Origin of the sequence: Bombilactobacillus mellifer (genome assembly GCF_000970795.1) — a bacterium.
Classification (GTDB): Bacteria; Bacillota; Bacilli; order Lactobacillales; family Lactobacillaceae; genus Bombilactobacillus; species Bombilactobacillus mellifer.
In genome coordinates, this window is record NZ_KQ034028.1 from 319013 (window position 1) to 345160 (window position 26148).

General features: G+C 41.1%; 41 protein-coding genes. 39 read left to right on the top strand and 2 right to left on the bottom strand.

Annotation, left to right across the window (positions count from 1 at the left end):
- Window positions 1–110: 110 nt before the first annotated feature.
- The gene (locus JG30_RS09030; RefSeq protein WP_179854009.1) at window positions 111–281 is read right to left on the bottom strand and encodes a hypothetical protein; all 171 of its coding nucleotides are present in this window, start codon (window positions 279–281) and stop codon (window positions 111–113) included.
- 235 nt (window positions 282–516) lie between these two features.
- Here JG30_RS09030 and JG30_RS01460 point away from each other — a divergent pair, with 235 nt between their 5' ends.
- The 3 genes from JG30_RS01460 to JG30_RS01470 all read left to right on the top strand — a co-directional run bounded on the left by JG30_RS01460 (window position 517) and on the right by JG30_RS01470 (window position 4511).
- On the top strand, window positions 517–1605 hold the full coding sequence (locus JG30_RS01460) for a PTS sugar transporter subunit IIC (RefSeq protein ID WP_046315579.1): 1089 nt from the start codon (window positions 517–519) through the stop codon (window positions 1603–1605).
- Between the two features lie 245 nt (window positions 1606–1850).
- Complete coding sequence (locus JG30_RS01465) at window positions 1851–3179, top strand: amidohydrolase family protein (protein ID WP_046315582.1); 1329 nt, start codon at window positions 1851–1853, stop codon at window positions 3177–3179.
- A 3-nt stretch (window positions 3180–3182) separates the two neighbouring features.
- Window positions 3183–4511 carry a uracil-xanthine permease family protein gene (locus tag JG30_RS01470; RefSeq protein WP_046315584.1) on the top strand — a complete coding sequence of 443 codons (1329 nt, stop codon included), beginning with the start codon at window positions 3183–3185 and terminating at the stop codon, window positions 4509–4511.
- Between the two features lie 80 nt (window positions 4512–4591).
- Here JG30_RS01470 and JG30_RS01475 read toward each other — a convergent pair whose 3' ends face one another.
- Complete coding sequence (locus JG30_RS01475) at window positions 4592–5143, bottom strand: cysteine hydrolase family protein (protein ID WP_046315586.1); 552 nt, start codon at window positions 5141–5143, stop codon at window positions 4592–4594.
- Between the two features lie 288 nt (window positions 5144–5431).
- Here JG30_RS01475 and rpsJ point away from each other — a divergent pair, with 288 nt between their 5' ends.
- The 36 genes from rpsJ to JG30_RS01655 form a co-directional block, all read left to right on the top strand.
- Window positions 5432–5740 (top strand): 30S ribosomal protein S10, encoded by a 309-nt coding sequence (gene rpsJ, locus JG30_RS01480; protein WP_046315588.1) that lies wholly within the window; start codon window positions 5432–5434, stop codon window positions 5738–5740.
- A 43-nt stretch (window positions 5741–5783) separates the two neighbouring features.
- On the top strand, window positions 5784–6479 hold the full coding sequence (rplC, locus tag JG30_RS01485) for a 50S ribosomal protein L3 (protein ID WP_046315590.1): 696 nt from the start codon (window positions 5784–5786) through the stop codon (window positions 6477–6479).
- Window positions 6480–6503: 24 nt separating this feature from the next.
- Window positions 6504–7127, top strand: a complete 624-nt coding sequence (gene rplD, locus JG30_RS01490) for a 50S ribosomal protein L4 (protein WP_046315592.1) — start codon at window positions 6504–6506, stop codon at window positions 7125–7127.
- Window positions 7127–7414, top strand: coding sequence for a 50S ribosomal protein L23 (gene rplW / locus JG30_RS01495; RefSeq protein WP_046315594.1), 288 nt, complete (start codon window positions 7127–7129; stop codon window positions 7412–7414). Before rplD ends, rplW begins: the two co-directional genes overlap by 1 nt.
- Before the next feature lie 17 nt (window positions 7415–7431).
- Window positions 7432–8271 (top strand): 50S ribosomal protein L2, encoded by an 840-nt coding sequence (gene rplB, locus JG30_RS01500; RefSeq protein ID WP_046315596.1) that lies wholly within the window; start codon window positions 7432–7434, stop codon window positions 8269–8271.
- 36 nt (window positions 8272–8307) lie between these two features.
- Entirely contained in the window at window positions 8308–8586 is a 279-nt protein-coding gene (gene rpsS, locus JG30_RS01505; RefSeq protein ID WP_046315598.1) for a 30S ribosomal protein S19, read from the top strand.
- 17 nt (window positions 8587–8603) lie between these two features.
- Window positions 8604–8954, top strand: a complete 351-nt coding sequence (rplV, locus tag JG30_RS01510) for a 50S ribosomal protein L22 (RefSeq protein ID WP_046315600.1) — start codon at window positions 8604–8606, stop codon at window positions 8952–8954.
- 24 nt (window positions 8955–8978) lie between these two features.
- Window positions 8979–9665 carry a 30S ribosomal protein S3 gene (rpsC, locus tag JG30_RS01515; protein WP_046315603.1) on the top strand — a complete coding sequence of 229 codons (687 nt, stop codon included), beginning with the start codon at window positions 8979–8981 and terminating at the stop codon, window positions 9663–9665.
- Between the two features lie 3 nt (window positions 9666–9668).
- Window positions 9669–10103: a 50S ribosomal protein L16 gene (rplP, locus tag JG30_RS01520; protein WP_046315605.1), complete on the top strand. Its 435-nt coding sequence runs from the start codon at window positions 9669–9671 to the stop codon at window positions 10101–10103.
- Window positions 10093–10290 carry a 50S ribosomal protein L29 gene (rpmC, locus tag JG30_RS01525; protein ID WP_046315607.1) on the top strand — a complete coding sequence of 66 codons (198 nt, stop codon included), beginning with the start codon at window positions 10093–10095 and terminating at the stop codon, window positions 10288–10290. Before rplP ends, rpmC begins: the two co-directional genes overlap by 11 nt.
- 18 nt (window positions 10291–10308) lie before the next feature.
- The gene (rpsQ, locus tag JG30_RS01530; RefSeq protein ID WP_084616624.1) at window positions 10309–10584 is read left to right on the top strand and encodes a 30S ribosomal protein S17; all 276 of its coding nucleotides are present in this window, start codon (window positions 10309–10311) and stop codon (window positions 10582–10584) included.
- Between the two features lie 34 nt (window positions 10585–10618).
- Window positions 10619–10987 (top strand): 50S ribosomal protein L14, encoded by a 369-nt coding sequence (gene rplN / locus JG30_RS01535; protein ID WP_046315609.1) that lies wholly within the window; start codon window positions 10619–10621, stop codon window positions 10985–10987.
- Between the two features lie 28 nt (window positions 10988–11015).
- Window positions 11016–11288 carry a 50S ribosomal protein L24 gene (gene rplX, locus JG30_RS01540; RefSeq protein ID WP_046315611.1) on the top strand — a complete coding sequence of 91 codons (273 nt, stop codon included), beginning with the start codon at window positions 11016–11018 and terminating at the stop codon, window positions 11286–11288.
- A gap of 25 nt (window positions 11289–11313) precedes the next feature.
- The gene (gene rplE / locus JG30_RS01545; RefSeq protein ID WP_046315613.1) at window positions 11314–11856 is read left to right on the top strand and encodes a 50S ribosomal protein L5; all 543 of its coding nucleotides are present in this window, start codon (window positions 11314–11316) and stop codon (window positions 11854–11856) included.
- Between the two features lie 17 nt (window positions 11857–11873).
- On the top strand, window positions 11874–12059 hold the full coding sequence (locus tag JG30_RS08850; protein WP_084616625.1) for a type Z 30S ribosomal protein S14: 186 nt from the start codon (window positions 11874–11876) through the stop codon (window positions 12057–12059).
- Window positions 12060–12084: 25 nt separating this feature from the next.
- Window positions 12085–12483, top strand: coding sequence for a 30S ribosomal protein S8 (rpsH, locus tag JG30_RS01550; RefSeq protein WP_046315615.1), 399 nt, complete (start codon window positions 12085–12087; stop codon window positions 12481–12483).
- A gap of 30 nt (window positions 12484–12513) precedes the next feature.
- Complete coding sequence (rplF, locus tag JG30_RS01555; protein WP_046315617.1) at window positions 12514–13050, top strand: 50S ribosomal protein L6; 537 nt, start codon at window positions 12514–12516, stop codon at window positions 13048–13050.
- 30 nt (window positions 13051–13080) lie between these two features.
- Entirely contained in the window at window positions 13081–13446 is a 366-nt protein-coding gene (gene rplR, locus JG30_RS01560; protein ID WP_046315619.1) for a 50S ribosomal protein L18, read from the top strand.
- Window positions 13447–13468: 22 nt separating this feature from the next.
- Window positions 13469–13969: a 30S ribosomal protein S5 gene (gene rpsE / locus JG30_RS01565; RefSeq protein WP_046315621.1), complete on the top strand. Its 501-nt coding sequence runs from the start codon at window positions 13469–13471 to the stop codon at window positions 13967–13969.
- An 11-nt stretch (window positions 13970–13980) separates the two neighbouring features.
- A complete protein-coding gene (gene rpmD, locus JG30_RS01570; RefSeq protein ID WP_046315624.1) occupies window positions 13981–14163 on the top strand; it encodes a 50S ribosomal protein L30 in 183 nt (60 codons plus the stop codon).
- 28 nt (window positions 14164–14191) lie between these two features.
- Window positions 14192–14632: a 50S ribosomal protein L15 gene (gene rplO, locus JG30_RS01575; RefSeq protein WP_046315626.1), complete on the top strand. Its 441-nt coding sequence runs from the start codon at window positions 14192–14194 to the stop codon at window positions 14630–14632.
- Entirely contained in the window at window positions 14632–15939 is a 1308-nt protein-coding gene (gene secY, locus JG30_RS01580) for a preprotein translocase subunit SecY (protein ID WP_046315628.1), read from the top strand. The genes rplO and secY overlap by 1 nt, the downstream gene beginning before the upstream one ends.
- Before the next feature lie 16 nt (window positions 15940–15955).
- Window positions 15956–16612: an adenylate kinase gene (locus tag JG30_RS01585; RefSeq protein WP_046315629.1), complete on the top strand. Its 657-nt coding sequence runs from the start codon at window positions 15956–15958 to the stop codon at window positions 16610–16612.
- Window positions 16613–16719: 107 nt separating this feature from the next.
- Window positions 16720–16938: a translation initiation factor IF-1 gene (gene infA / locus JG30_RS01590; protein WP_045922248.1), complete on the top strand. Its 219-nt coding sequence runs from the start codon at window positions 16720–16722 to the stop codon at window positions 16936–16938.
- 44 nt (window positions 16939–16982) lie between these two features.
- A complete protein-coding gene (gene rpmJ / locus JG30_RS01595; RefSeq protein WP_046315631.1) occupies window positions 16983–17099 on the top strand; it encodes a 50S ribosomal protein L36 in 117 nt (38 codons plus the stop codon).
- Between the two features lie 18 nt (window positions 17100–17117).
- Complete coding sequence (gene rpsM / locus JG30_RS01600; RefSeq protein ID WP_046315633.1) at window positions 17118–17483, top strand: 30S ribosomal protein S13; 366 nt, start codon at window positions 17118–17120, stop codon at window positions 17481–17483.
- A 19-nt stretch (window positions 17484–17502) separates the two neighbouring features.
- Complete coding sequence (gene rpsK / locus JG30_RS01605) at window positions 17503–17892, top strand: 30S ribosomal protein S11 (RefSeq protein WP_046315635.1); 390 nt, start codon at window positions 17503–17505, stop codon at window positions 17890–17892.
- Window positions 17893–17959: 67 nt separating this feature from the next.
- The gene (locus JG30_RS01610) at window positions 17960–18898 is read left to right on the top strand and encodes a DNA-directed RNA polymerase subunit alpha (RefSeq protein ID WP_046315637.1); all 939 of its coding nucleotides are present in this window, start codon (window positions 17960–17962) and stop codon (window positions 18896–18898) included.
- A gap of 20 nt (window positions 18899–18918) precedes the next feature.
- A complete protein-coding gene (gene rplQ, locus JG30_RS01615; RefSeq protein ID WP_046315639.1) occupies window positions 18919–19299 on the top strand; it encodes a 50S ribosomal protein L17 in 381 nt (126 codons plus the stop codon).
- A gap of 220 nt (window positions 19300–19519) precedes the next feature.
- Entirely contained in the window at window positions 19520–20356 is an 837-nt protein-coding gene (locus JG30_RS01625; RefSeq protein ID WP_046315644.1) for an energy-coupling factor transporter ATPase, read from the top strand.
- Window positions 20332–21192: an energy-coupling factor transporter ATPase gene (locus JG30_RS01630; protein ID WP_046315646.1), complete on the top strand. Its 861-nt coding sequence runs from the start codon at window positions 20332–20334 to the stop codon at window positions 21190–21192. The genes JG30_RS01625 and JG30_RS01630 overlap by 25 nt, the downstream gene beginning before the upstream one ends.
- Window positions 21185–21982, top strand: coding sequence for an energy-coupling factor transporter transmembrane component T family protein (locus tag JG30_RS01635; protein ID WP_046315648.1), 798 nt, complete (start codon window positions 21185–21187; stop codon window positions 21980–21982). Before JG30_RS01630 ends, JG30_RS01635 begins: the two co-directional genes overlap by 8 nt.
- Complete coding sequence (gene truA / locus JG30_RS01640; RefSeq protein ID WP_046315650.1) at window positions 21982–22725, top strand: tRNA pseudouridine(38-40) synthase TruA; 744 nt, start codon at window positions 21982–21984, stop codon at window positions 22723–22725. The genes JG30_RS01635 and truA overlap by 1 nt, the downstream gene beginning before the upstream one ends.
- A gap of 121 nt (window positions 22726–22846) precedes the next feature.
- The gene (rplM, locus tag JG30_RS01645) at window positions 22847–23290 is read left to right on the top strand and encodes a 50S ribosomal protein L13 (RefSeq protein WP_046315652.1); all 444 of its coding nucleotides are present in this window, start codon (window positions 22847–22849) and stop codon (window positions 23288–23290) included.
- 13 nt (window positions 23291–23303) lie between these two features.
- The gene (gene rpsI / locus JG30_RS01650) at window positions 23304–23696 is read left to right on the top strand and encodes a 30S ribosomal protein S9 (protein WP_046315654.1); all 393 of its coding nucleotides are present in this window, start codon (window positions 23304–23306) and stop codon (window positions 23694–23696) included.
- 495 nt (window positions 23697–24191) lie between these two features.
- Window positions 24192–26148 (top strand): coiled-coil domain-containing protein (locus tag JG30_RS01655; RefSeq protein ID WP_179854010.1); only part of this gene is annotated, 1957 nt, incomplete at its 3' end.

Here is a 26148-nt window from a genome sequence, read left to right on the forward strand (position 1 = left end):
ACCACTCTGGTTCAAAGCAGAGTGGTGTTTTTTGTGATTAATGCTTGTGGGGTGAATGCCAGTTTTTTTGCATGTTTTGGGAGAGAACCATTAAAAAGTAAATCAGATAACTAACTAATCCGAGGATGAATAAAATTGTCCACCATATTTTTCTCGACAGCATTAGTTGCATCAATAATAATAAAATGCCGGCCCATAAAATATGCACCCATCCTTGATTCCAGAGGGGTTTGCTGCGAATTTTTTTCCAAAATATTTTCCACATAGGCTGATTGTAACAACTTAGATCTTCGTGCGTCAAGCTGTGGGTCCAGCGTCAGTGACAAGTGGCTGAAGAAATCTTAATTTTTTTTAATCTAAATATATACATTTGCGATAAAAATGATAAAATGTTAATAATCGATCTAGAGGAGGAAAATGATATGCAACAAATTTTATGTCAGCATTACTTGCCAAAAATTACTTTGAAAAACTCATTATTCGGAAAATCTAATTTCAAGGTAAAGGAGTATTCTTATGGCTGCTACAACCAAAAATCACGAACTAACTGTTAAAACTTTCTTAAATAATATTCTAGCCGGGACAGCGACGGGGATCATTGTCGGCTTAATTCCTAACGCGGTAGTCAGTGCTATTTTGAAATTATTTGGTCCTAATCAAATTGCTGCCGGGATTAATCAAGCGTTGTTAATTTTTCAATGTGCGACACCTTTATTAATCGGAGCTTTAATTGCGATCCAATTTAAAATGGTACCCTTAGATGTGGCCATTGTCGGAGCTGCGGCTTATGTCGGTTCGGGGGTAACAAAATTTATGCCGCAAATTGTTAATCCTGCCACAAAAGCACCTGGGCTGTTTGTTTCGTCTGGGACCGGTGACTTAATCAATACGATGATTACGGCAGGTCTGGCCGTGGGCTTATTGCTTTTAGTCGGGGATCGCTTTGGTTCTGTCAAAATAGTGGCTGCTCCCATTTTTATTGGTGGTGGCGCCGGCTGGATTGGAATGTTGATTCTGCCATTTGTCAGCAAAATTACAACTTGGCTCGGTTCAGTGATCAATTCGTTTACTAATTTACAGCCAATCTTTATGTGCATTTTAATTGCTTGCATGTTTGCTGTGTTAATCATTTCTCCAATTTCGACGGTGGCAATTGGAATGGCGATCAAACTCAATGGCATCTCAGCAGGGGCTGCAGCCATGGGTGTGGCAGCTACAACAATTGTGTTAGTAGTTCATTCTTGGCGCACCAATAAATCCGGAGTAACAATTGCGATAGCTTTAGGAGCCATGAAAATGATGATGCCGAATCTTTTCCGGCACCCGATCATTTTACTACCTACGTTAATTACAGCCGTTGTTTCCGCAATTCCAGTGGCTTTATTTCATGTTAGTGGAACGCCGGCTTCTGCAGGTTTTGGTTTGGTAGGCCTAGTTGGTCCGTTAGCCTCGCTAGATGCTGGAAAAGCAAGTATTAATATTGTTATGGCTTTACTGGTTTGGATTGTCATCCCAGCAATTGTAGCGGTTATTTGTCAATTTGTATTTGAAAAATTCTTCCACGTTTACGATGAAAAAGTGGCTTTTGCTTACTTAGGTGAATAAGTCTAATAAGTATTTGATAGTCCCGCTCAGTAATTTTTTGCAATAATTCTTATAAACTCGTTTATAGTGTATGCCCGCACTATGAACGAGTTTTTTGCTTATAGCTTGTAGGACGAGATTAATAAAAGTTGGGATTCCGACTTGCAAAAAAGAGGATTTTTGATAGAATCAATACACGAACTATTTTGAAATAATTCGCATCTAAAGTTCGCTTAAGTTGGGAGGAGATTCGTATTAATTGGCGAATGGTTATCAAAGGTTCGTTTTATTCAGCAGAAACGCCGGATGAAATTCAATATGGCCGGCAACGATTAGTAGTGATTGATCAAGCGGGTTATATTAAGGCAATAATCGCGCCGCAAGAGGCTGATTATCAAACTATTTGGCAGCAAGCAGCCCGCTCGGATAGTCTGCTGGAATTACGCGCTGATCAAATTTTATTGCCTGGATTTATCGATTTACATATCCATGCACCGCAGTGGCCCAATGCCGGTTTAGCTTTGGATCAACCTTTAGCGGAATGGTTAAACATCTATACCTTTCCTTTGGAAGCTAAATATCAAGATGCCCATTGGGCGCGGCAGGTTTATCGCGACCTAGTGAAGGAATTATTAGCACAAGGGACCACCACAGCTTTATATTTTGGCGGGGTGGATAATACGGGTAATTTTGAATTAGCTAAAGCTTGCTGTCATTACCAGCAACGAGGCTTTATCGGTAAAGTTGCGATGGATAACCCTGAGCAGACACCAGCTAACTATCGGGATGCTAATAGTGCCGCCGCATTGCAGGGAACCGAAGATTTCATTAAATTTATTGCTGATTTAAATCACCAAGCAGCTGTTCAATTAACGCCCGTCATCACCCCCCGTTTTGTACCTAGTTGTACGGCAGAAACGTTAGCTGGATTAGGAAAGTTAGCCCAAAAATATGCTTTGCCTATTCAATCGCATTGCAGTGAAAGTGATTGGGAAGATAACTATGCTCTCGAACATTTTCAAAAGCGGGATGCTGCAGTATTAGATCAATTTGGTTTATTAACCCAGCGTTCGGTGATGGCGCATGGCACTTTATTAAATGATACTGACTATCAGCTTTTTATCCAACGACAAGCAGCTCTCGCCCACTGTCCTATTTCCAATGTTTATTTTGGTAATGCTGTTTTACCAGTAACGCATATCTTGCACCAGCCTATTAAAGTGGGCTTGGGCACGGATATTTCAGGAGGCTATAGTCCTAGTATTTATCAAAATATTCGTCAGGCCTTAATCTCATCCAGGCAATTGCATGATGGGGTGGATGGCCACTTGGCACCTTCACAACGTGGTACCGGAAGTTCTGTTCTAACGGCCGCTAATGGTTTTTATTTAGCAACTGTGGGCGGTGCTCGCAGTCTCCAGTTGCCTACGGGTCAAATTAAAGTTGGTCAACTGGCTGATTTACAAATTGTGCATCAAAATTGGACCTCTACGGCGCAATTAACACCGCAACAAATCTTTGAAAAACTAATTTATCAAACGGATAAAAATAATATTGATCAAGTATTAGTGCAAGGAATAATCGTAAAGGGGTAAAAGATGGCACAATCACAAACAGATTTATTATATGGACCGGATGCGGACATTTCCGTGAGTGAAGCGGCAGTTTTAGGATTACAACATGTGTTTGCAATGGATGTTTATGTACCGCCGTTAATTATTGCCGGATTATTATCATTGGGAGCCGCTCCCAAAACCGGTTTTTTACAGGCGGCCTTTTTGGCTTGTGGCTTAGGTACTTTGGTGCAAACAGGTTGGTTGATGAAAATGCCTATGTCCCAAGGCCCTTCTTATGTACCTGTGGGTGCAGTCGTAGGCGTTTATTTAGCTAATGGAGCGAGTCATGGCGGCATGGCTACCGTGCTAGGGGCTTCATTAGTAGGAGCAATCCTGTTAATTCTCTTAGGCTGTTCTGGCTTTTATCATAAAATAGTTAATCATCTAGTGCCGCCATTGGTCGGTGGAACTATTATTGCTTGTGTAGGTTTGTCTTTACTGCCGTCAGCTTTAAATTCCAATATTTTTCAAGCTGCAGGCAATCCCCTGCAAAATATTCAATTAGCTTTAATTACCGTGGGAGTATTATTACTGGTTATTTTTTTGGGAGCTTATTGGCCCAAACTGCAAAGATATTTAAAACCATGCTCGATTGTGATTGCTTTATTGGTTGGTTCGCTTGTTGCGGCCAGTGAAGGCTTATTTAATTGGTCCATTATTCAACAAGCGGCTTGGATTACATGGCCCAAATTTACCGTTTTACATTATGGAATCAATTTTTCCGGAAATGCCATTTTGACATTTGTGATTATTTATTTAATTTTAACTGCTGAAACTACTGGTACTTGGTTTGCAATGAGTGCCGTTACACAAGAACCGATTACCAATCGTCAGTGGAATCGTGGTTTAATTGGAGAAGGCTTAAGTTGTTTAATTTCCACGCTTTTAGGCAGTACGCCTATGACGGGGTACTCTACGAATGCCGGGATAGTTTCGATTACGGGAGTGGCTAGCCGCCGGGTCTTTTTAGCAGTGGGAATTTGGTTTGTGATATTAGGATTTATCGGAAAATTAGCCGCTTTTTTAGCTGCCATTCCCGCGGCGGTGATTGGGGGGATTTTTGCAGTCGTCTGTGTCATTATTATGTTAAACGGCTTTAACGTCTTACGTACCATTCCCGCTCACGAAAATGACCTTTATATCGTGGGGTTACCGATTGTTATTACTTTGGCCTTGACACTCATGCCGGCTAAATTAATTGCCCAGGCTCCTACAATTTTGCAATACTTTTTAAAATCTCCGATTACTTTAGCGGCAGTCGCTGCCATTATTTTAAATTTAATTTTGCGAACCAAATCGACGCAAAGTTAGTAAATGAAAGCAACTGCGTGCTAAAAACTGAATAGCTAATTTAAAAAGACCCTGACGGCTTGACGTCAGGGTCTTTTTTGTTAAACGATGGTCGCTCCCAAGCTATTTTTGAAATGTTCCAGGGCCCAAGTTTGACCCGCTGGATTAAAAGTAGCGACCGCTTGTTGGTGAATGACTAATTGGTAATTCAGATTATAAGCAGCAATTGCAGTATGCAAAACACAAATATCAGTGCAAACGCCTGTTAAATGCAATTCAGTAATCTGGCGTTCCCGCAGATAATTATCCAAATTGGTATTGGCAAAAGCCGAATAGCGATTTTTAGCAAATTGATAGACTTGATCGTTTTTTTGGTGTTCGGTATACCATTCTTGGAGAGGTCCATATAATTGCCGGCCCCAGCTGTGGGCTAAATTATGTGGTGGAAATAATTTGGATTCGGGGTGATAAGGATCATGGGCTCGATGCAAATCGGTTGGTAAAATCACCCATTGTTGTTGCTGCAAGAAGTCATCTGCCAATTTTACAATGGTCGGGGCTAATTCAACTGCTGGTTGACCGGCAGTTAATGCGCCTTGGGGATCAACGAAATCATTAGTGTAATCAATAATAAGTAATGCTTTTTTGACCATGATTGCAACCTCGCTTGTTTTTTTCTTCTATTATATATTAGAAACGATTCTCCAATGGCAGAATATTGAAATTTTAATAAAAATAAAATTTAACTTGAAATTTTGTGGTGAAGCGTGTAGCATGGTAAGAGTGCTGGTTACAAGGGTGTAGTCTGCGCTTTTGCAACCTGTAATTATCGGGCTTTGATGTGAGAGGTTGCGACACGCCCGGACGCTTTGCCACGGCAGGGCGGTCGGTAATTTTCACGGAGTCAGTATCTGGAAAAGATGCAAGAAGGAGGGAAATCCATGGCAAGTCAAAAGATTCGTATTCGTTTAAAAGCTTATGAGCATCGGATTATTGATCAATCTGCTGATAAAATTGTGGAAACTGCAAAGAGAACGGGTGCTCAAATTTCTGGGCCGATTCCTTTGCCGACTGAACGGTCTTTATATACTGTGATTCGTTCACCACACAAGTTTAAAGATTCGCGGGAACAATTTGAAATGCGGACTCATAAACGCTTAATCGATATTGTTAATCCATCACCGAAAACCGTTGATTCATTAATGAAACTTGATCTTCCTAGTGGTGTGGATATTGAAATTAAACTTTAATTTAAAATAATAATGCTCAAAATCAATTAACGGAGGTGTACTCATGACCAGAAAAGGAATACTTGGCAAAAAAGTTGGGATGACGCAACTTTTCACTGATCAAGGTGAATTAATTCCAGTAACTGTTGTTCAGGCAACACCCAATGTTGTGATGCAGTTAAAAACGAAGGAAAATGATGGCTACGAAGCAGTACAATTAGGCTTTGAAGATCGTCGTGAAATCCTGACCAACAAGCCGCAACAAGGTCATGCTAAAAAAGCTAACACGACTCCTAAACATTACGTTCGCGAATTTCGCAATGTTAATTTGGAAGACTATAAAGTTGGCGACGAAGTAAAAGTTGACACATTTGCAGATGGCGATGTCGTTGATGTTACTGGAATTACGAAGGGTCATGGTTTTCAAGGCAATATTAAACGCTTTGGTCAGGCTCGGGGTCCAGAAACACACGGTTCACGTTATCACCGGATTCCCGGCTCAATGGGCTCGATTATTAACCGGGTTTTTAAAGGTAAAATGTTGCCCGGCCGGATGGGAAATAATCAGGTAACTACTCAAAACTTGGTTATTGTAAAGGTGGATACTACCAATAATTTATTAATGATCAAAGGCAATGTCCCGGGAGCTAATAAATCTTTATTGAAGATTCAATCAACAATTAAAGGCATTAAAGGGCAAAAAAACGTTGGCGTGATCATTAGTGATGATTCCACAGCTGAAACAGCCGACGCCAAATAAGATAAGAAGGGAGGCAATTAATTCATGGCAAATGTAGATGTATATCAACAATCGGGTGCCAAAAATGGTTCGACAACGATTAATGACGCAATTTTTGCAATCGAACCTAATAATAATGTCATTGCTGATGTTGTTATTATGCAACAAGCATCCTTACGTCAAGGAACTCACGCAGTTAAGAATCGCTCGGCGGTTCGAGGCGGCGGTCGTAAACCTTGGCGCCAGAAAGGAACGGGTCGAGCTCGTCAAGGTTCCATTCGTTCCCCACAATGGCGTGGTGGGGGTGTAGTTTTTGGCCCTACTCCAAGATCTTATGCATATAAGGTTCCTCGCAAAGTCTATCGTTTAGCATTAAAATCAGTTTTTTCTCAAAAAGTTGCTGATAAAGAATTAATTGTAATTGATGAACTAAAATTCGACAAACCAAGCACGAAAGAATTCCAAACTTTATTAAATAAATTAAAGGTGCAAGGTCGTACCTTATTGGTGGTAGAAGCAGACAATCAAAATGCTATGCTATCTGCTCAAAATATTGCTCGCGTTAAAGCCATCACTGCTGATAATGTGAACGTCTTGGATATTATTAACAATCAACAAACTATTATTACCAAAGCAGCATTAGCAAAAATCGAGGAGGCGCTTGGATAATGGCAGCACAAGATATCATTTTACGTCCTGTAATTACTGAAGCTTCCATGGCTGATATGGATGACAAAAAGTATGTATTCGATGTTGCAGTTACTGCTAATAAATTTCAAGTTCGCCAAGCTATCGAAGAAATATTCGGTGTGAAAGTTGCCCGGGTGAATATTATGAACGTGAAGCCGAAACAAAAACGTGTCGGCCGCTATGTTGGTAAAACTAACAAACGTCGAAAAGCCATCGTTCAGTTAACTGCAGATTCTAAAGAAATCAAGATTTTTGAAAACGAATAAAATAGGAGGTTAAAAGCGTGGGTATTATTAAATATAAACCAACCACCAATGGTCGCCGGAACATGACGGGTTCAGATTTTGCGGAAATCACAAAAACTAAACCGGAAAAAACTTTGCTCCAAGCACAAAGTCACGTTTCAGGTCGTAATTCGTATGGTCAAATTACGGTGCGCCATCGTGGCGGTGGTCATAAGCAAAAATACCGCATCATTGATTTTAAGCGGAACAAAGATGACGTAGTTGCTACCGTGAAAGCAATTGAATATGATCCAAATCGTTCTGCTAATATTGCTTTACTACATTATGACGACGGTGTTAAAGCCTACATTCTTGCTCCTAAAGGTTTAGAAGTAGGTCAAAAGGTGCAATCAGGTGTCAATGCCGATATCAAAGTCGGTAACGCTTTGCCGCTTTCTCAAATTCCCGTAGGAACAGTTATTCATAATATTGAAATGAAGCCGGGCAAAGGGGGACAATTAGTCCGCTCCGCCGGGACTTCAGCTCAATTATTAGGCCGTGATGGTAAATATTCATTAATTCGTTTAGCTTCCGGTGAAGTGCGGATGATTCTTTCTACCTGCCGTGCGACAGTTGGTTCGGTTGGTAACGAACAACATGAATTAATCAACATTGGTAAAGCCGGACGTAAGCGCTGGTTAGGCATTCGCCCAACTGTTCGTGGTTCCGTAATGAACCCGAACGATCACCCGCATGGTGGTGGGGAAGGCAAGGCACCTGTTGGTCGGCCATCGCCATTATCACCATGGGGCAAAAAGACTCTCGGCAAGAAGACTCGTTCCTCACGTGCTCAATCTGAGAAGTTTATCGTACGTCATCGTAAAACTAAGAGAAAATAATATTCGTAAGATAACAAATATAAGGGAGGTTGTCTGATGAGTCGTAGTTTGAAAAAGGGCCCCTTTGCTGATGCTCATTTATTGAAAAAGATTGACGCTCAAAAAGATCGTGAAAAGAAATCAGTTATCAAAACTTGGTCCCGGCGGTCCACAATTTTTCCAAGCTTTGTTGGTTACACCATCGCAGTTTATAACGGAAGAAAACATGTTCCCGTTTATATTCAAGAAGATATGGTGGGTCATAAGTTAGGTGAATTTGTTCCGACTCGGACATTTCATGGTCATAGCAAAGATGACAAAAGGACCGGAGCATAGAAAGGAGAGATTGAACGATGGCTGAAGAAATTACTACTGCAAAAGCAGTTGCAAAAACAGTTCGGATTGCGCCTCGTAAAGCTCGCCTGGTTGTAGAACTCATTAAGGGTAAAACTGTTGCTGAAGCTTTGGCAATTTTACAATTTACCCCGCGGGCGGGTTCGCCAATTGTTGCTAAAGTATTAAAATCAGCAATTGCCAACGCCGAACATAATTATGATTTAGATGCACAAAACTTGGTAGTTAGTGAAGCTTATGTCAATGAAGGCCCCACTTTGAAACGTTTCCGTCCTCGGGCTAAAGGATCTGCTTCACCAATTAATAAACGAACCAGTCATATTACTGTGGTGGTTTCACAAACCGAATAAATAAATCCATAAGGAGGGAAAAACGTGGGTCAAAAGATTAATCCAATCGGATTTCGTGTTGGTGTCATCCGTGATTGGGATGCCAAATGGTATGCTGATAAAAAAGACTTTTCCAAGTTTTTATTGGAAGATTTAAAAATCCGTAAGTATATTGAGACCAAATTAGCTAATGCTTCCGTTTCACGTATTGAAATTGAGCGAGCAGCAAAGAAGATCAATGTTTCCATCCATACTGCTAAGCCGGGCATGGTTATTGGTAAAGGTGGTTCCGAAGTTGAAAAACTGCGTAAAGAAGTTAACGCTTTAACCAATAAGAATATTCACATCAATATTGTGGAAATCAAAAAGCCGGATCTCGATGCTAAATTAGTCGGTGAAAGCATTGCTCGTCAATTAGAGGCCCGGATCGCCTTTCGGAGAGCTCAACGTCAGGCTACACAAAGAACTCGTCGTGCCGGAGCTCAAGGTATTAAGACACAAATTTCTGGGCGGTTAAATGGAGCTGATATGTCACGGACTGAATGGCATACAGAAGGTACCGTGCCGTTGCATACCCTGCGGGCTGATATTGATTATGCCTGGGTCGAAGCTTCTACAACCTACGGTAATTTAGGAGTTAAGACTTGGATTTACCGGGGTGAAATTTTACCTGATAAACCGAATCATAATGAAAAACAACGGAACAATAATGGAGCGAAAGGAGGAAACTAGTCGATGTTAATACCTAAGCGTGTAAAACACCGCCGTGAATTTCGTGGTAAAATGCGTGGTGCAGCCAAAGGTGGACGGGAAGTAGTTTTCGGTGAATACGGCTTGCAAGCTCTGGAGTCCCACTGGATTACTAACCGTCAAATCGAAGCCGCCCGTGTGGCCATGACTCGTTATATGAAACGTGGCGGAAGAGTTTGGATCAAGATTTTCCCACATAAATCCTACACTGCCAAAGGTGTTGGTGTTCGGATGGGATCCGGAAAAGGTGCTCCTGCAGGTTGGGTAGCTGTCGTTAAACGGGAAAAGGTCTTGTTTGAAATTGGCGGCGTTCAAGAAGAAGTTGCTCGGGAAGCTTTGAGACTTGCATCCAACAAACTTCCGATCAAAACCAAGTTTGTAAAGCGTGAGGAAGTAGGTGGCCAATCTGATGAAAACTAGTGAAATTAGACAATTAACCACTGCGCAAATGCACGATAAAGAAAAGCAATATAAAGAAGAATTATTTAATTTGCATTTTCAACAGGCAACGGGCCAATTACAAAATACGGCTCGCTTGAAAAAGGTTCGTAAGAATATTGCCCGAATTAAAACTGTTTTGCGCCAACAAGAATTAGAGAATAAATAACGGAAGGAGAGAAAATAATTGAGCGAAACAAAAAATACTCGTAACCATCGTAAAGTTTACCAAGGTCGGGTTGTTTCTGACAAAATGGATAAAACCATTACTGTGTCGATTGATACTTATAAAACACACCCTGTCTATGGCAAACGCTTCAAATATTCGAAAAAGTTTTATGCCCAAGATGACAACAATGAAGCAAAAGTTGGCGATATTGTTCGTATCATGGAAACTCGTCCTTTATCCAAGCTTAAACGCTTCCGTTTAATCGAAATTGTAGAAAAAGCTGTTAAGATTTAAACGACCATTACGTTTGTGAGAGGAGGATTTCAACTTGATTCAACAAGAAACGCGTCTACGTGTTGCCGATAACTCAGGGGCACGTGAATTATTAACCATTAAAGTGTTAGGCGGATCCGGCCGGAAAGTTGCGGGCGTTGGCGATGTGGTCGTAGCGACTGTTAAACAGGCAACACCAGGTGGCGTTGTCAAAAAGGGTGACGTGGTTAAAGCGGTAATTGTACGGACTGTTTCTGGTTCGCATCGTCCTGATGGTTCTTACATTAGTTTTGATGAAAATGCTGCGGTGATCATTAATAATGACAAAACCCCTAAAGGTACCCGGATTTTTGGCCCGGTTGCTCGGGAATTACGGAATAACGACTTTATGAAAATTGTTTCCTTAGCGCCAGAAGTTTTATAAAAAGAGACCCAAAGGAGGTGCTCAGTCAGTGTTTGTAAAGACTGGTGACAATGTCAAAGTGATTGCTGGAAAAGACAAAGGAAAAACTGGAACAGTTCTCCAAGCCTTTCCCAAGTTAAATAAGGTAACAGTAAAGGGTGTCAACATGGTGAAAAAGCACCAAAAGCCGACCCAAACTGAGCCAAACGGCGGTATTAAAGATGTCGAAGCTCCTTTAGATGCTTCCAATGTCAAGGTTATTAAAGCCGCTGAAAAACCTGATAAGTCCGCTGATGATTCAGCAGATCAAGATGCTCAATAATTAGAGAAAGGAGGCCTACATTTAGATGGAAAATGCTCTGCATAAAAAGTATGTTGAAGAAATCGTTCCAAGTTTAGTTAAAAAATTTGACTATTCGTCAGTAATGCAAGTTCCTAAAATTGACAAAATTGTTTTGAATATGGGTGTTGGTGATGCAGTTGCCAACTCCAAAAATCTCGATAGTGCGGTAGAAGAATTAACTTTAATTTCCGGTCAAAAACCATTAGTAACTAAGGCAAAGAAATCTATCGCCAGTTTCCGGTTACGTGAAGGCATGGCAATCGGAGCTAAAGTGACATTACGGGGTAACCGGATGTATGACTTTTTAGACAAATTAATTAATGTTTCTCTACCTCGAGTACGGGATTTTCATGGCACAAACCCACGGTCTTTTGATGGGCGGGGAAACTATACTTTAGGAATTAAAGAACAGTTGATTTTCCCAGAAATTGATTACGACAAAGTGAATAAGGTTCGGGGATTAGACGTAGTCATCGTCACGACTGCTCAAACTGATGAAGAAGCCAAAGAACTTTTGACTCAAGTTGGAATGCCGTTTGCTAAATAATTGAGGAGGTCAAGCTGTTGGCTAAGAAATCATTAATTGCCAAGAATCATCGTCCTGCCAAGTTTTCTGCGAGAGCTTATACACGTTGTGAACGCTGTGGTCGTCCGCATTCTGTTTATCGTAAATTTAAGCTCTGCCGAATTTGCCTACGTGAATTGGCACATAAAGGTCAAATTCCTGGTATGAGAAAAGCTAGTTGGTAAAAATTAACAAATAGGAGGTTGGCACATGTCTATGACAGATCCGATTGCGGATTATTTAACCCGTATTCGTAATGCAAACATGGTACGTCACGCAAGTGTCGAAGTTCCAGCTTCGAACATGAAAAAGAGTATCTCAGAAATCCTCAAGCGTGAAGGCTTCATCCGGGATTACGAAGTCATTGAAGATCATAAACAAGGAATGATCAAAATTTACTTGAAATATGGTAAAGACAATGAACGGGTAATTAGCGGATTAAAGAAAATTTCCAAACCTGGTTTGCGTAACTACGTAAAAGCTGATGCTGTTCCTAAAGTTTTAAATGGCTTGGGAATCGCAATTCTTTCCACATCTGAAGGTATTTTAACCGATCGTGAGGCACGGGCCAAAGATGTTGGAGGCGAAGTTATCGCTTATGTTTGGTAATTTAAAACAATCAAAGGAGGTGCGCTTCGCATGAGTCGAATTGGTTATAAAGTGATTACGATCCCTGAAGGCGTTACTGTTACAGTAGATGAGACTGAACATACGGTAACTGTCAAAGGACCAAAAGGCGAGTTGACCCGCAATGTCAGTCCGAAGATTAAAATTGTTCAAGCTGATAATGAATTAAAATTTGAACGCAGCAATGAAAGTGACAAGGCTATTCATGGGACTACGCGGGCTAACGTGAATAATATGGTGGTCGGTGTCCATGAAGGTTTCAGCAAGTCTTTGGAACTGGTTGGTGTTGGATATCGGGCTCAGAAAAAAGGCAATAAATTAGTATTAAATGTGGGCTATTCCAATCCAGTAGAAATGGATACTCCTGAAGGTTTGACCGTGGATGTTCCTTCGAACACGCAAATCAATATCAGTGGCATCAGCAAACAAAATGTTGGTCAATTTGCTGCTGAAATTCGCGATGTTCGTCCACCAGAACCTTACAAAGGTAAAGGAATTAAGTATGCTGATGAGCATATTCGTCGTAAAGAAGGTAAGACTGGTAAATAGTTACTAGTTTGACGAAAATAATACAATGAGGTGAAAATTGTGATAACTAAACCAGACAAGAACAAGACACGGATTAAGCGTCACCGCCGTGTTCGTGCTAAAATCTCTGGTACTGCTGAGCGCCCACGCTTAAACGTTTTTCGTTCAAATAAAAACATCTACGCTCAATTAATTGATGACGTAGCGGGTGTCACGCTAGCAAGTGCCTCAACCTTAGATAAAGAAGTTACTGGTGCTACCAAGACCGAACAAGCGAGTGCAGTTGGTCAATTGATTGCTCAACGGGCAACTAAAATTGGCAAAACGGAAGTTGTCTTTGATCGGGGCGGTTACATTTATCATGGCCGGATTGAAGCTTTAGCACAATCGGCTCGTGAAAATGGTTTGAACTTTTAATAAAGAAGGAGGGATATAATTCATGGCTTTTGTTGATCCATCACATCTAGAATTAGAAGATCGTTTAGTTGCGATTAATCGGATTACCAAGGTTGTTAAAGGTGGTCGTCGGATGCGTTTTGCAGCCATTGTGATCGTGGGCGACAAGCACGGACACGTTGGTTTAGGTACCGGTAAAGCGCAAGAAGTTCCTGAGGCCATTCGCAAGGCTGTTGATGCTGCAACGAAGAGTTTAATTGAAGTACCAACCGTTGGTACAACGATTCCACACGAAATTATTGGTCGCTTTGGCGCAGGTCAAGTTTTATTAAAGCCGGCCGTTGCTGGTTCTGGAATTGCTGCGGGTGGTTCCGTCCGGGCAGTTATGGAATTAGCTGGTATTGATGATGTTACCAGCAAATCCTTAGGTCGTAATACACCAATTAATATGATTAGAGCAACTATGGATGCATTATCTCATTTGAAAACTGCGCAAGAAGTTTCCCAACTACGGGGTGTTTCTGCAGATGAATTTCAAGGTTAGGAGAGCACACAATGGCTAATCAACTTAAAATTACTTTAAAGCGCAGTGTAGCACACCGTATTCCAGAACAACGCAAAGTTGCCAAAGAATTAGGCCTCGGACGGATTAATAGTTCCGTGGTTAAGCCTGATAATGCGGCAATTCGGGGTGCCGTTTTAAAAATTGCGCATTTAGTGGATGTACAAGAAGTTTAATAATTAATTTCAAAGGAGGTGCCTTCAAGTGAAGTTGCATGAATTAGAAGTTAGTGCCGGTTCTCGCAAAGCACGTAAACGTGTCGGTCGTGGCACTTCATCTGGTTATGGTAAAACAGCTGGTCGTGGTCAAAAAGGTCAATTGTCACGAAGTGGTGGCAAGACACGGATTGGCTTCGAAGGTGGTCAAATGCCATTATTCCGGCGGATGCCTAAACGAGGTTTTAACAATATTAATCGTAAAGAATATGCGATTGTCAGTTTAAGTGATTTAAATCAATTTGAAGCTGGGAGTACCGTTGATGCCCAAGCTTTGTTGGATTCGAAAATCATTAAAAAGCAATTAGCTGGTGTTAAACTCTTAGCTAATGGTAAATTAGATAAGAATCTAACAGTTAAAGTAAGCAAAGTATCAGAAGCTGCGAAACAAGCAGTTGAAGCTGCAGGTGGATCTGTCGAGGTGATTTAATGCTAGGTACACTTAAGAATGCTCTCAAAGTCAAAGAAATACGAAAAAAGATTTTCTTTACGTTATTTATTTTGGCAGTATATCGTTTAGGAGCACAAATCACAGTTCCCGGCGTTAATGTTGCTGCAATGGAAAAAGTTAGTTCTTCGGGTTTAGTTCCTTTATTAGATACAGTTAGTGGTGGCGGCTTATCCAATTATTCCATTTTTTCAATGGGGGTTTCACCGTATATTACAGCCCAAATTGTGATTCAGCTATTACAAATGGATATCGTACCCAAATTTGTGGAATGGAGCAAACAAGGGGAAGTTGGTCGGCGAAAATTAAATCAAGTAACGCGCTACCTCACAATTATTTTAGCTTTTATTCAATCAATCGGCATTACGGCTGGATTTAATGCATTGAGCGGCTTAGGTAATATTCACTTAGTTAACAAACCTACTGTTCAAACGTTTCTTGTGTTAGGTGTAATTATGACAGGCGGTTCGATGTTATTAACCTGGATGGGTGAGCAAATCACTGATAAAGGGATTGGTAACGGCGTATCGATGATCATTTTTGCAGGAATTGTGGCGCGATTGCCGCAAGGATTATATCAAATGATTAAAGAACGCTTGCTCAGTACTACCAATACCAAAGATCTGTGGTTAAATATTGGCTTTTTGGTACTTATTGTAGTGGCCGTTTTGCTCGTTACTCAATTTACGACCTTTGTCCAACAAGCTAATCGAAAAGTTCCTATTCAATATACTCGCCGGGCTACGAGCGGTGGTTCTGAAAGTTACCTACCATTAAAAGTCAATGTAGCCGGGGTGATTCCGGTTATTTTCGCAAGTTCTTTAATTGTTACACCATCAACGATTTTAATGGCCTTTCAAGGCTCGCATGGTGGTGAAGCTTGGTATCAAGTGATGCAAAATATCTTTAGTTTGCAAACAACAGCTGGTTCCATCTTTTATACGATTTTAATTGTCTTGTTTACCTTCTTCTATGCTTTTGTGCAAGTAAATCCCGAAAAGCTTTCGGAAAATTTACAAAAGCAAGGAGCTTATATTCCTGGAATTTGGCCCGGTAATGAAACGATCAAATATGTTTCCGGCTTATTAATGAGATTATCGACCGTTGGGGCGATCTTCTTAGGCTTAATTGCTTTATTGCCACAATTAGCAACTAATTTATTTGGTTTGCCGCAATCCATTGGATTAGGGGGAACCAGTTTGTTAATTGTAGTCGGCGTGGCCATTGAAACCACACGACAGCTGGAAGGATTACTAATGAAGCGCGAATATGTCGGGTTTATTCGCTAGAAAGAGGAGCAAATAAATGAATTTAATTTTGATGGGACTACCGGGTGCAGGTAAGGGCACTCAAGCTGAAATGATAGTTGATCACTACCAAGTGGTGCATGTTTCCACGGGAGATATGTTTCGCGATGCGATGAGTCAACAAACGCCGATCGGCCTGAAAGCTAAATCTTTCATTGATCAAGGTGAATTAGTTCCTGATGAAGTAACAGATGCCATTGTCAAAGAACGATTAAGTCAAAGCGATATTCAACAATCCGGTTATATGTTAGATGGTTATCCCCGCAACTTAGAGCAAGCGCAAGCTTTAACGCAGATTAATCAGGAATTAAAGCAAACTTTGGATGCCGTCATCGATATTCAAGTGCCTACACAAATTCTGATTGATCGCTTGTCCGGCCGCTTTATTTGTCGTAATTGTGGGGCAACTTATCATAAGATTAATCATCCAACTAAAGTACCAGGAACCTGTGATCGTTGTGGCGGACATGAATTTTACCAACGTGATGATGATCAGCCGGCGACTGTTAAAAATCGTTTGGAAGTCAATTTAAAGATGAATACGCCGTTAATTGATTATTATCAAAAAGCCGGCGTCTACCATGAAGTTGATGGTAATCAAAACATCGACCAGGTTTTTCAAATCATTGATAAAATATTAAGTCAATTGCATTAATTTATTGGCAAGCACTGTAGTCTATGATATACTGAGTCAGTATATGCTATGGTGAGTGCGATGCTCTCACTATTTTTGTGTTGAAAAGGAAACGAGGAGGATGTTTTTTGGCTAAAGATGACGTAATTGAAGTTGAAGGAACCGTTTCTGATACTTTGCCAAATGCGATGTTCAAAGTTAAATTGGAAAATGGAGCGACCATTTTAGCGCATGTCTCTGGCAAAATTCGGATGCATTATATTCGAATTCTACCGGGCGATAAAGTGACTGTGGAGTTATCGCCCTACGATTTAACTAAGGGACGTATTACTTACCGTTTCAGATAGTGTTAGTACTCAAGATCCGTCAGTAATAGATGGGAGGATTTATAATGAAAGTTAGACCATCAGTTAAGCCAATGTGTGAACATTGTAAAGTGATTAAACGTAAGGGTCGGGTAATGGTTATTTGTTCTGCCGATCCAAAGCATAAGCAACGTCAAGGTTAAAAAAGGAGGTTACCAAATATGGCACGTATTGCAGGTGTGGACTTACCTCGTGAAAAACGTATTGTCGTAGCATTAACATACATTTTTGGGATTGGTAATTCGACTGCCCAAAAGATTTGTAGCGCTGCCGGCGTCTCCGAAGATGTTCGGACACGGGACTTAACTCCAGATCAAGAAGAACAATTGCGTGCGCAAGTTGACCAAGTTAAAGTTGAAGGTGACTTACGCCGTGAAATTAGTATGAATATTAAACGTCTGCAAGAAATCGGTTCTTACCGTGGCATGCGTCATCGTCGGGGTTTACCGGTTCGGGGACAAAATACTAAGAATAATGCTCGAACTCGTAAAGGCAAGAAAGTTACTATTGCGGGCAAAAAGAAATAACTAAAAAGGAGGTAAGCACATGCCAAATAGAAAGACTTCACGCAAGCGGCGGACAAAAAAGAATATTGAATCTGGTGTTGCGCATATCCATTCAACTTTTAATAATACCATTGTAATGATTACTGATACTCATGGTAATGCAGTTTCATGGTCATCAGCAGGGGCATTGGGTTTTAAAGGTAGCCGTAAGTCAACACCTTTTGCTGCACAAATGGCTGGCGAAGCCGCTGCTAAGGAATCCATGGAACATGGCATGAAAAGCGTCGAAGTAGCAGTTAAAGGTCCAGGCTCTGGCCGTGAAGCTGCCATTCGTTCTTTGCAAACAACAGGTTTGGAAGTTACGGCTATTCGTGACGTAACTCCAGTACCACATAATGGTTCTCGTCCTCCAAAACGTCGTCGAGTATAGTTTTGGCCTCAAGCAAAAATTTATTTTTATTGATGGAATCGTTGTGGAAAGGGGCAAAACATAAATAATGATTGAATTTGAAAAACCTGTTATTACTAAAATTGATGAAGCAGATAACTATGGTAAATATGTTATTGAACCACTTGAACGTGGTTATGGAACAACTTTAGGTAATTCATTGCGGCGGGTTTTGTTAGCATCTTTGCCAGGAACTGCAGTTTCTGATATTCAGATTGATGGAGTTTTACATGAATTTTCAACAATTGATGGTGTGTTAGAAGATGTAACTGAGATTGTTTTAAATATTAAGAAGCTTTCTTTGAAATTGCATTCTGATGAGGTCAAAAAAGTTGAAATCAATGTAGATGGTCCTCAGACAGTAACTGCTGCGGATATTGAGACTGATGCAGATTTAGAGATTCTGGATCCTGATCAATATATTTGCTCGGTGGCTGAAGGTGGTCATTTCCATATGTGGATGAGTATCAAAAATGGCCGTGGGTATGTTCCCGCTGAACAAAACAAAACGGATGAAACTCCGATTGGTGTTTTACCTGTGGATTCAATTTTTACCCCTGTTTCTCGTGTCAATTATCAAGTTGAACATACTCGTGTAGGGAAACGAAACGATTTCGATAAATTGACGTTAGATGTTTGGACTAATGGATCGATTGACCCACGAGAAGCGATCAGTTTAGCCGCCAAAGTTTTAACTGAACATTTAACAATTTTTGTAGAATTGACTGACGAAGCCAAAAATGCCGAAATGATGGTTGAAAAAGAAGAAACTCGCAAAGAGAAGAAACTGGAAATGACCATTGAAGAGCTGGACTTATCAGTGCGTTCGTACAATTGCTTGAAGCGGGCCGGTATTAATACTGTTCAAGAATTAACTGACAAAACTGAATCTGACATGATGAAAGTGCGTAATCTAGGTCGCAAGTCACTAGAAGAAGTAAAAGTGAAATTGGAGAACTTAGGATTATCACTACGGCAAGATGACTAAAAAAGATCGGAGGGACCAACATGAGTTATCGTAAGTTAGGGCGCCCATCAGCACAACGGAAAGCCATGTTACGTGATTTAACCACAGATTTATTGATTAATGAACATATCGTGACAACGGAAACTCGGGCGAAAGAAGTTCGAAAAACTACAGAAAAAATGATTACCTTGGCTAAACGCGGTGATTTACATGCGCGGCGTTTGGCAGCACGTTATTTACGTCAAGAAGTCGCTAATATTAGCGAAGAAGATGATGCCGTGGTTGTACAATCGGCTTTACAAAAATTGTTTAGCGACATTGCTCCACGTTATCAAGATCGCCAAGGCGGTTATACTCGTATTTTGAAGACAGAACCGCGCCGTGGTGATGCTGCACCAATGGCAATTATTGAACTAGTTTAAGCAGCTAATTATTAGAAACTGAATGATCATTCTTTCGATTAGTAGTGAGTGTTATGATGTTGGTTATGTTAACTAAGTCTAGCTCCAAAGCTTTCGCGCTACTTTTCGGGAATGGTTTTTTTTTACATAAAATTGACGCGGGCTCTCCTGAAAGCCGACCAGAGCAGCCCTTAATGTTGTGTTATGATGGACACAGACAATTTATAATTTGGGTGATAAAATGGATCCAATTATTGAATTAGATCAGGTAAGTTATACTTATGAAAATGCGGCTCACCCCGCCTTACAACAAGTTTCCTTAACGGTAGCGGCTCATCAGTGGGTGGCTATTGTCGGCCTCAATGGTAGTGGTAAAAGCACCTTAGCGCAAATTTTAGATGGCTTGTTGCCGATCGATACGGGAACGATTAAAATTGGCGGACAACCTTTAACGACCGATAATCTTTGGCAAATGCGGCAGCAGATTGGGATGATTTTCCAAAATCCGGATCATCAATTTGTCGGAGCAACGGTAGAAGATGATGTGGCCTTTGGCTTGGAAAATCAGGGGATGCCGCGTGACCAAATGCAGCAGCGCGTGCACTGGGCCCTAGAGCAAGTCAAAATGACCGCTTTTGCCCATAAAGCGCCTCAAACTTTATCCGGGGGGCAAAAACAGCGCGTAGCGATTGCCGGAGTCATTGCCTTGCAGCCCCGCATTATTATTATGGATGAATCGACTAGTATGTTGGATCCTACAGGCCGCGAAGATATTTTACGAATTATGCAGGACTTGCAACAGCAATTACAGATTACCATTTTATCAATTACGCACAGTATGGCTGAAATTGTGCAAGCTGATCAAATTGTCATTTTACAAGCCGGCCAGATTATTAAAACCGGTACAGTAGAACAAATATTTAGTAATTTACGAAATTTGACGGAATTAGGTTTGCAACCTCCGTTTACGCAACAACTCCAAGCCGATCTACGGGCGGCAGGAGTTCCAGTTACCGCTCAATATCACAACAAATCGAGGTTAATTCGCGAATTATGCCAATTACGTTTGAAAATGTAACACATATTTATCAATCCAGTGGTCCGTTAGCTGCCACGGGAATTAAAAATGTTAACTTGACGATTAATGACGGCGATTTTGTGGCGATTATTGGGCAAACGGGCAGTGGCAAATCAACACTGGTGCAACATATGAACGCACTCTTAAAGCCGACAGCGGGAGTCATTCATATCGGAGAACGGGCGATTACTCCTGATTCCAAAAATAAGCATCTCAAAAAATTACGCCAAAAAGTGGGGATGGTTTTTCAATTTCCAGAAGCACAACTGTTTGAAGATACGGTGCTGAAAGATATTTGTTTTGGTCCCCAAAATTTTGGCGCTAGTGTAACGCAGGCTCAAGCGACAGCGCGAGAAATGCTGGATTTAGTCAAATTACCAGCGGATATTGCAGAACAGTCGCCCTTTGACTTGTCCGGCGGACAAATGCGCCGGGTGGCGATTGCCGGCGTCCTAGCAGCCCGACCGCAAGTGTTAATCTTAGATGAACCGACGGCGGGATTGGATCCTCAAGCGCATACTGAATTAATGGAACTCTTTGCGAATTTAAATCGGCAAGGGACCACGATTATTTTAATTTCTCATCAAATGGAAGATGTAGCACAATATTGTAATCGCGTTTTAATTATGGAAAATGCCCAGTTGATTCGAAGCACTACGCCGCAGATGCTCTTTAATGACCAGGATTTTATAATCCAGCACAACTTACAAGTTCCGGAAGCGACTGCTTTTGCCCAGGAGCTAGTCCAACAAGGTTTTCAGTTTGAGTCGTTGCCAATTACTGAACCGCAATTAGTGCAACAATTACGACGGCAATTAGGAGGTATAAATGGGTAAATTAATTATTGGCCGCTATTTACCAGGAGATTCCTTGATTCATCATTTAGACCCACGTGGCAAATTTGTGGGTACTTTTTTATTTGTGCTGATTGTTTTTTTGGCCAATAATTGGGAAACTTATCTGCTCTTAACAGCTTTTGTCCTGCTGGCAGTGAAATTATCGGGCATCTCGTTGAAATTTTTTATTAAAGGGATTCGCCCCATGATTTATTTGATCTTATTTACAGTGTTACTGCAAATGTTCTTTACGCCGGGAGGAGATCCCTTTTGGCAATGGGGGATTTTTTCTCTCTCAAAGTTAAGCATTCTCAATGGGCTTTTTATTTTTATTCGGTTTTTATTAATTATTTTTATTTCTACCTTATTAACAGTCACTACTACGCCGCTGCAAATGTCGGATGCGATGGAGTATTTGCTAAAGCCGTTAAGAATTGTTCATTTTCCGGTAGATGAAGTTGCGTTGATGTTATCGATTGCTTTACAGTTTATTCCGTTGCTCTCAGATGAAACCACTAAAATTATGAATGCTCAGCGGGCCCGCGGAGTCGATTTTGGTGAGGGGAGTCTCATTAATCAAATTAAAGCCGTAGTACCGATTTTAATTCCCTTATTTGTTAGTAGTTTTAATATTGCCTATGATTTGTCAGTCGCAATGGAATCACGGGGCTATCATGGCAGCGAGGGGCGCAGTAAATATCGACAACTACAGTGGCAAGCAGCTGATACTTGGATGTTAGTGGTTTTTGGTTTGTTAGCAGTTTGTTTAATCGGATTACGGAGTTATTAATGACAAATTATAAAGCAACTTTACAGTATGATGGCACGCGCTATCACGGTTTTCAACGCCAGCCGCAGTTATTAACGATTCAAGGAGTAATTGAAGCGGCACTGCAGAAGATGACCAAGGGCCAGCCCGTAGAAGTCATTGGTTCAGGGCGGACCGATGCCGGCGTCCATGCCTATGGTCAGGTGATTTCTTTTGATTATCCCAACCATTTACCAGTGCATAGCATGTTGAAAGCATTGAATAGTCTAATGCCTTTAGATATTTTATTTACCGAAGTGCAGGCCGTGAGTCCGCAATTTCATGCCCGTTTTGACGTGCAAAGCAAAATTTACGAATATCGGGTGGCTTTAGGGCGGTATACGAATCCTTTTTTGCGGCTGTATACCGGACATTATCCCTATCAGATAGACCTGCAACGACTCCAGATTGCGATGGCGGATTTAGTCGGCACCCATGACTTTAGTAGTTTTGCCGCTAGCGGCGGCGTGATTCAAAACAAAGTGCGAACCATTTATACTGCCCAAGTGGATAGTACTAATTATCCGGTAGAGATTAGGTTAATCTTTCATGGTAATGGTTTTTTATATAATATGGTTCGGATTATGGTGGCCACTTTATTGGAAATTGCGAGTGGCCGACGTGCCCAACATGATATTCAACGGTTGTTCAACGTCCGTGATCGCCAACAGGCACGCATGACAGCCCCTGCCAGTGGGTTATATTTACAAAAAGTTTATTATTAAAAAAATTTGTTTGCTTAATGATTGATTTCATAGTATACTTTTTCATGGTATTGTTTACCCCACGATAGGCCCCGGAAACTTATTGAGTGTGTAAACAGGCACAGATATTGGAGGAAAATACATGCGTACAACACCTTTAGCGAAAGCAAGCTCAGTTGAACGTAAATGGTATCTCATTGATGCCACGGATGTTGTTTTAGGACGGCTATCCTCAGCAGTGGCTACGATTTTACGTGGCAAGAATAAACCAACTTATACCCCAAACGTTGATACGGGCGATAATGTGATTATTATTAATGCAGAAAAGGTTAAACTAACTGGTCGAAAAGCGACTGATAAGATTTACTATCATCATAGTAATCATCCTGGTGGCTTGAAAGCTATTTCGGCTGGCAAGATGCGGGCTGAAAAGCCAGAACGCTTAATTGAAACTTCCATTCGGGGAATGTTGCCAAAGAATTCTCTTGGCCGTCAACAATTTAAAAAATTGTATGTTTATGCAGGTTCAGAACATAAGCATGCGGCGCAACAACCAGAAGTTTTAGACATTAATAAGTTGATTTAAGGAGGACAAAAATTTGGCACAAGTATCTTATGCAGGTACTGGTCGGCGTAAAGACTCAGTTGCGCGGGTGCGCTTAGTACCTGGTAAAGGCAAAGTTACAATCAATGATCGGGATGCACGCGACTACATTCCTTCACCTAGTTTAATCAAAGACTTAAAACAACCCTTAGATATTACAGAAACGGCTACCAGCTACGACGTAGTAGTAAACGTTAATGGTGGCGGCTTTGCCGGTCAAGCCGGCGCTATTCGTCACGGCATTGCCCGGGCTTTATTAGAAGTTGATCCTGATTTTCGGGGACCTTTGAAGCGTGCGGGAATGTTAACACGTGATCCGCGGATGAAAGAACGGAAAAAACCAGGTCTGAAAAAGGCCCGGAAAGCTTCACAATTCTCCAAACGTTAGGGAGTTTATTTTCCAGAAGATCAGCACTTTCTCAATAGAGGAAGTGCTTTTTTTGTATAAAATATTTGGATTCATCAGATTAACTGAAACAGTAGCAGACGATTCATTAAATCATGGTAAGTATAAAGCTTTAGAATAACTAGTATTTTAAAGTAGCAGTAGAAATTACAAATACATCACGCAACTTATCAAAGATTTACTGGTGAACAAGTCGTTATCAACCGTTAGTGCAAGCCCATTTTCCAGCTTGGCATCCGGTGGGGGCAATAAGCACTACCTTACAACTTAGTCTAATATTATTGCTTAAAAATTATGTAAATACTCAAAAAAAGTTATATAAGCCTGTTAAAGTGATGGAAAACAAAAAGTATTTTATGACAATTTGAATTATTTTAGAGCGTCCGGTTAGATTTTTGGAGGGCCGTACCGTATAATTCAGTCAGAACATATTTATATGTTTTGTTTTGGACGCTAATATGTTAGAGGGGTTTAAATATGAATAATAAGAAATTAACCTACTTAGGTTTAGTGGGGGTCTCTGCCTTAGCTTTAGGCACGGCGCCTGCAGTTTCGGCAGTTGCTTCCAGTGCTAATGTGTGCGCAACACAATTGCAAAAAGTAGCTGGTTCAAAGGCTGACAAGCAAAAAGAAGCGAATAGTTTGTCGTCGCAACTAGCAGCTGCGAAACAGAATTATAAGAAAGTATCTGCTCAAAGCAATGCTAAAATTCAAGCTGCGAAAGATGCCATTGCCGCTAAGCAAAAAGTGGTTGATGCAGCGCAGAAGAAATTGGAGGCCGCTAAAGCTGATTTTAAGCAAAAGAATGATGCTTTGGCCGCTGAAAAGGATAAACAAGCTGCCACAATCGCCAATGCTAAGCAAGTTAATAAGTTAGCACAGCAGCAATTGGACGCTCAGCAGCAAAAAGTTGATCAAGCAGCCCAAAAGGTTCAAAATGCGAAGAGCAATTTACAAGCTAAAAAAGATGCTTTAGCCGCAGAAAGAGACAAACAAGCTCCAGTAATTGCTGACGCTAAGAAGTTAGCCAAAGGTGCACAAGACCAATTGGATGCGCAACAACAAAAAGTTAATCAATTCAAACAAGAATTGGCACTAGCCCAAAATGCTTCAGCTCAAAACCAGGCAGCTCTGGAAACAGCTGGCCAAAATTATACTAGTGCTGCTAATGCTTCTACTGAAGCTAATTCCAAAGCTGACGAAGCTCAAGCTGCTTTTGAAAAAGCGCAAGATGATTTAGCAAATGCCTCTGGGAATAATGCCGCCAAATCGAGATTAGAAGAACTAGCTCAATCTGATGCACAAGCTAAAGCAGAAATGGATCAGGCTAATGCAGTTTTAAAAAACAAGCAGGATGCTTTGGCTCAGGCTCGCCAACAAGAGCAAACTGATAGCGCAGCTCTCGATAAAGCTCAAGACGATCGTAGTCAAGCACTTTACAATCTCAATCAAGCGCTCAAGCAGGACAACCAACAACTTGACTCTTTAGGAGCACAGATATCTAACGCAGTCCGTAATCTTAACAACGCCTCAGGTCGCGTTGATAGCAAAAAACAAGCTCGCACCGCAGCTCAGGACGTGGCTCAGAGGAATCCAAATAATGAGGACCTCCAAGGTCAATTCCATGAAGCAGATGTGCTCTATAATAGTGCAGTAGAAGATTTTCAAAATGCTTCTGCTAATTTAGCTAGACTGACAGCTGCTAAATCTAACCTTCAAAATACCATTAGTGCTGAGCAAAGCGCACTTGAAGAGGCCCAGAATGGTCAGGCTGTTAAAGATGCTCAAAATAAAGTAAATGCAACTCGAGGCCAAATCGACAAACTGTCTGATGCGGTAGCTGCTGAACAAAGTAATAATCAATCGATTAAGGATAAAACGGACCGTACCTTAAGTCAAAATGCTGCGGAAAGAGCTCAATTAGAGCAACAAGTTGGCAAACCTAGTGCTGATTTTAATCAAGTTAAAGACAAATTCGACAAGGCTCATGCCGCCTTTAACGAGGCCAATGACAAAGCTAATGAACTCAAAGGTAAAGCTGACGCCGCTAAAGAACAAGTTGGCAAAGCTCAAAGCGCTGCTGATAGTTCCAAGGATGCCTTATCAAAGGCTCATAAAAATTTGGATGTTTCTCAAGCAGAAATGGATCAATTAACCCAAAGCTTGAAGGATATCTTTGACTTCGCTGAAAAGCAAGAAGAAGCAGCTCAAGACGCTGTCAGCGCCAAGGCTAAAGATGTCGATGTTGCCCAAAAGGCACTAGATGACGGCAATGTTGTTTTAGGTGCCGAACAGGCCAAAATGAATGAGTTGGTCAATACGCTCAAACCATCCATGGATGCAGCTAATAAACAACTAGAAGCTGCTGAAGACGCTGTAACTGCTAAACAAGATGCTGCAGGTGCTGCCCAAAAGGCGGTAGATGCTGCTCAAG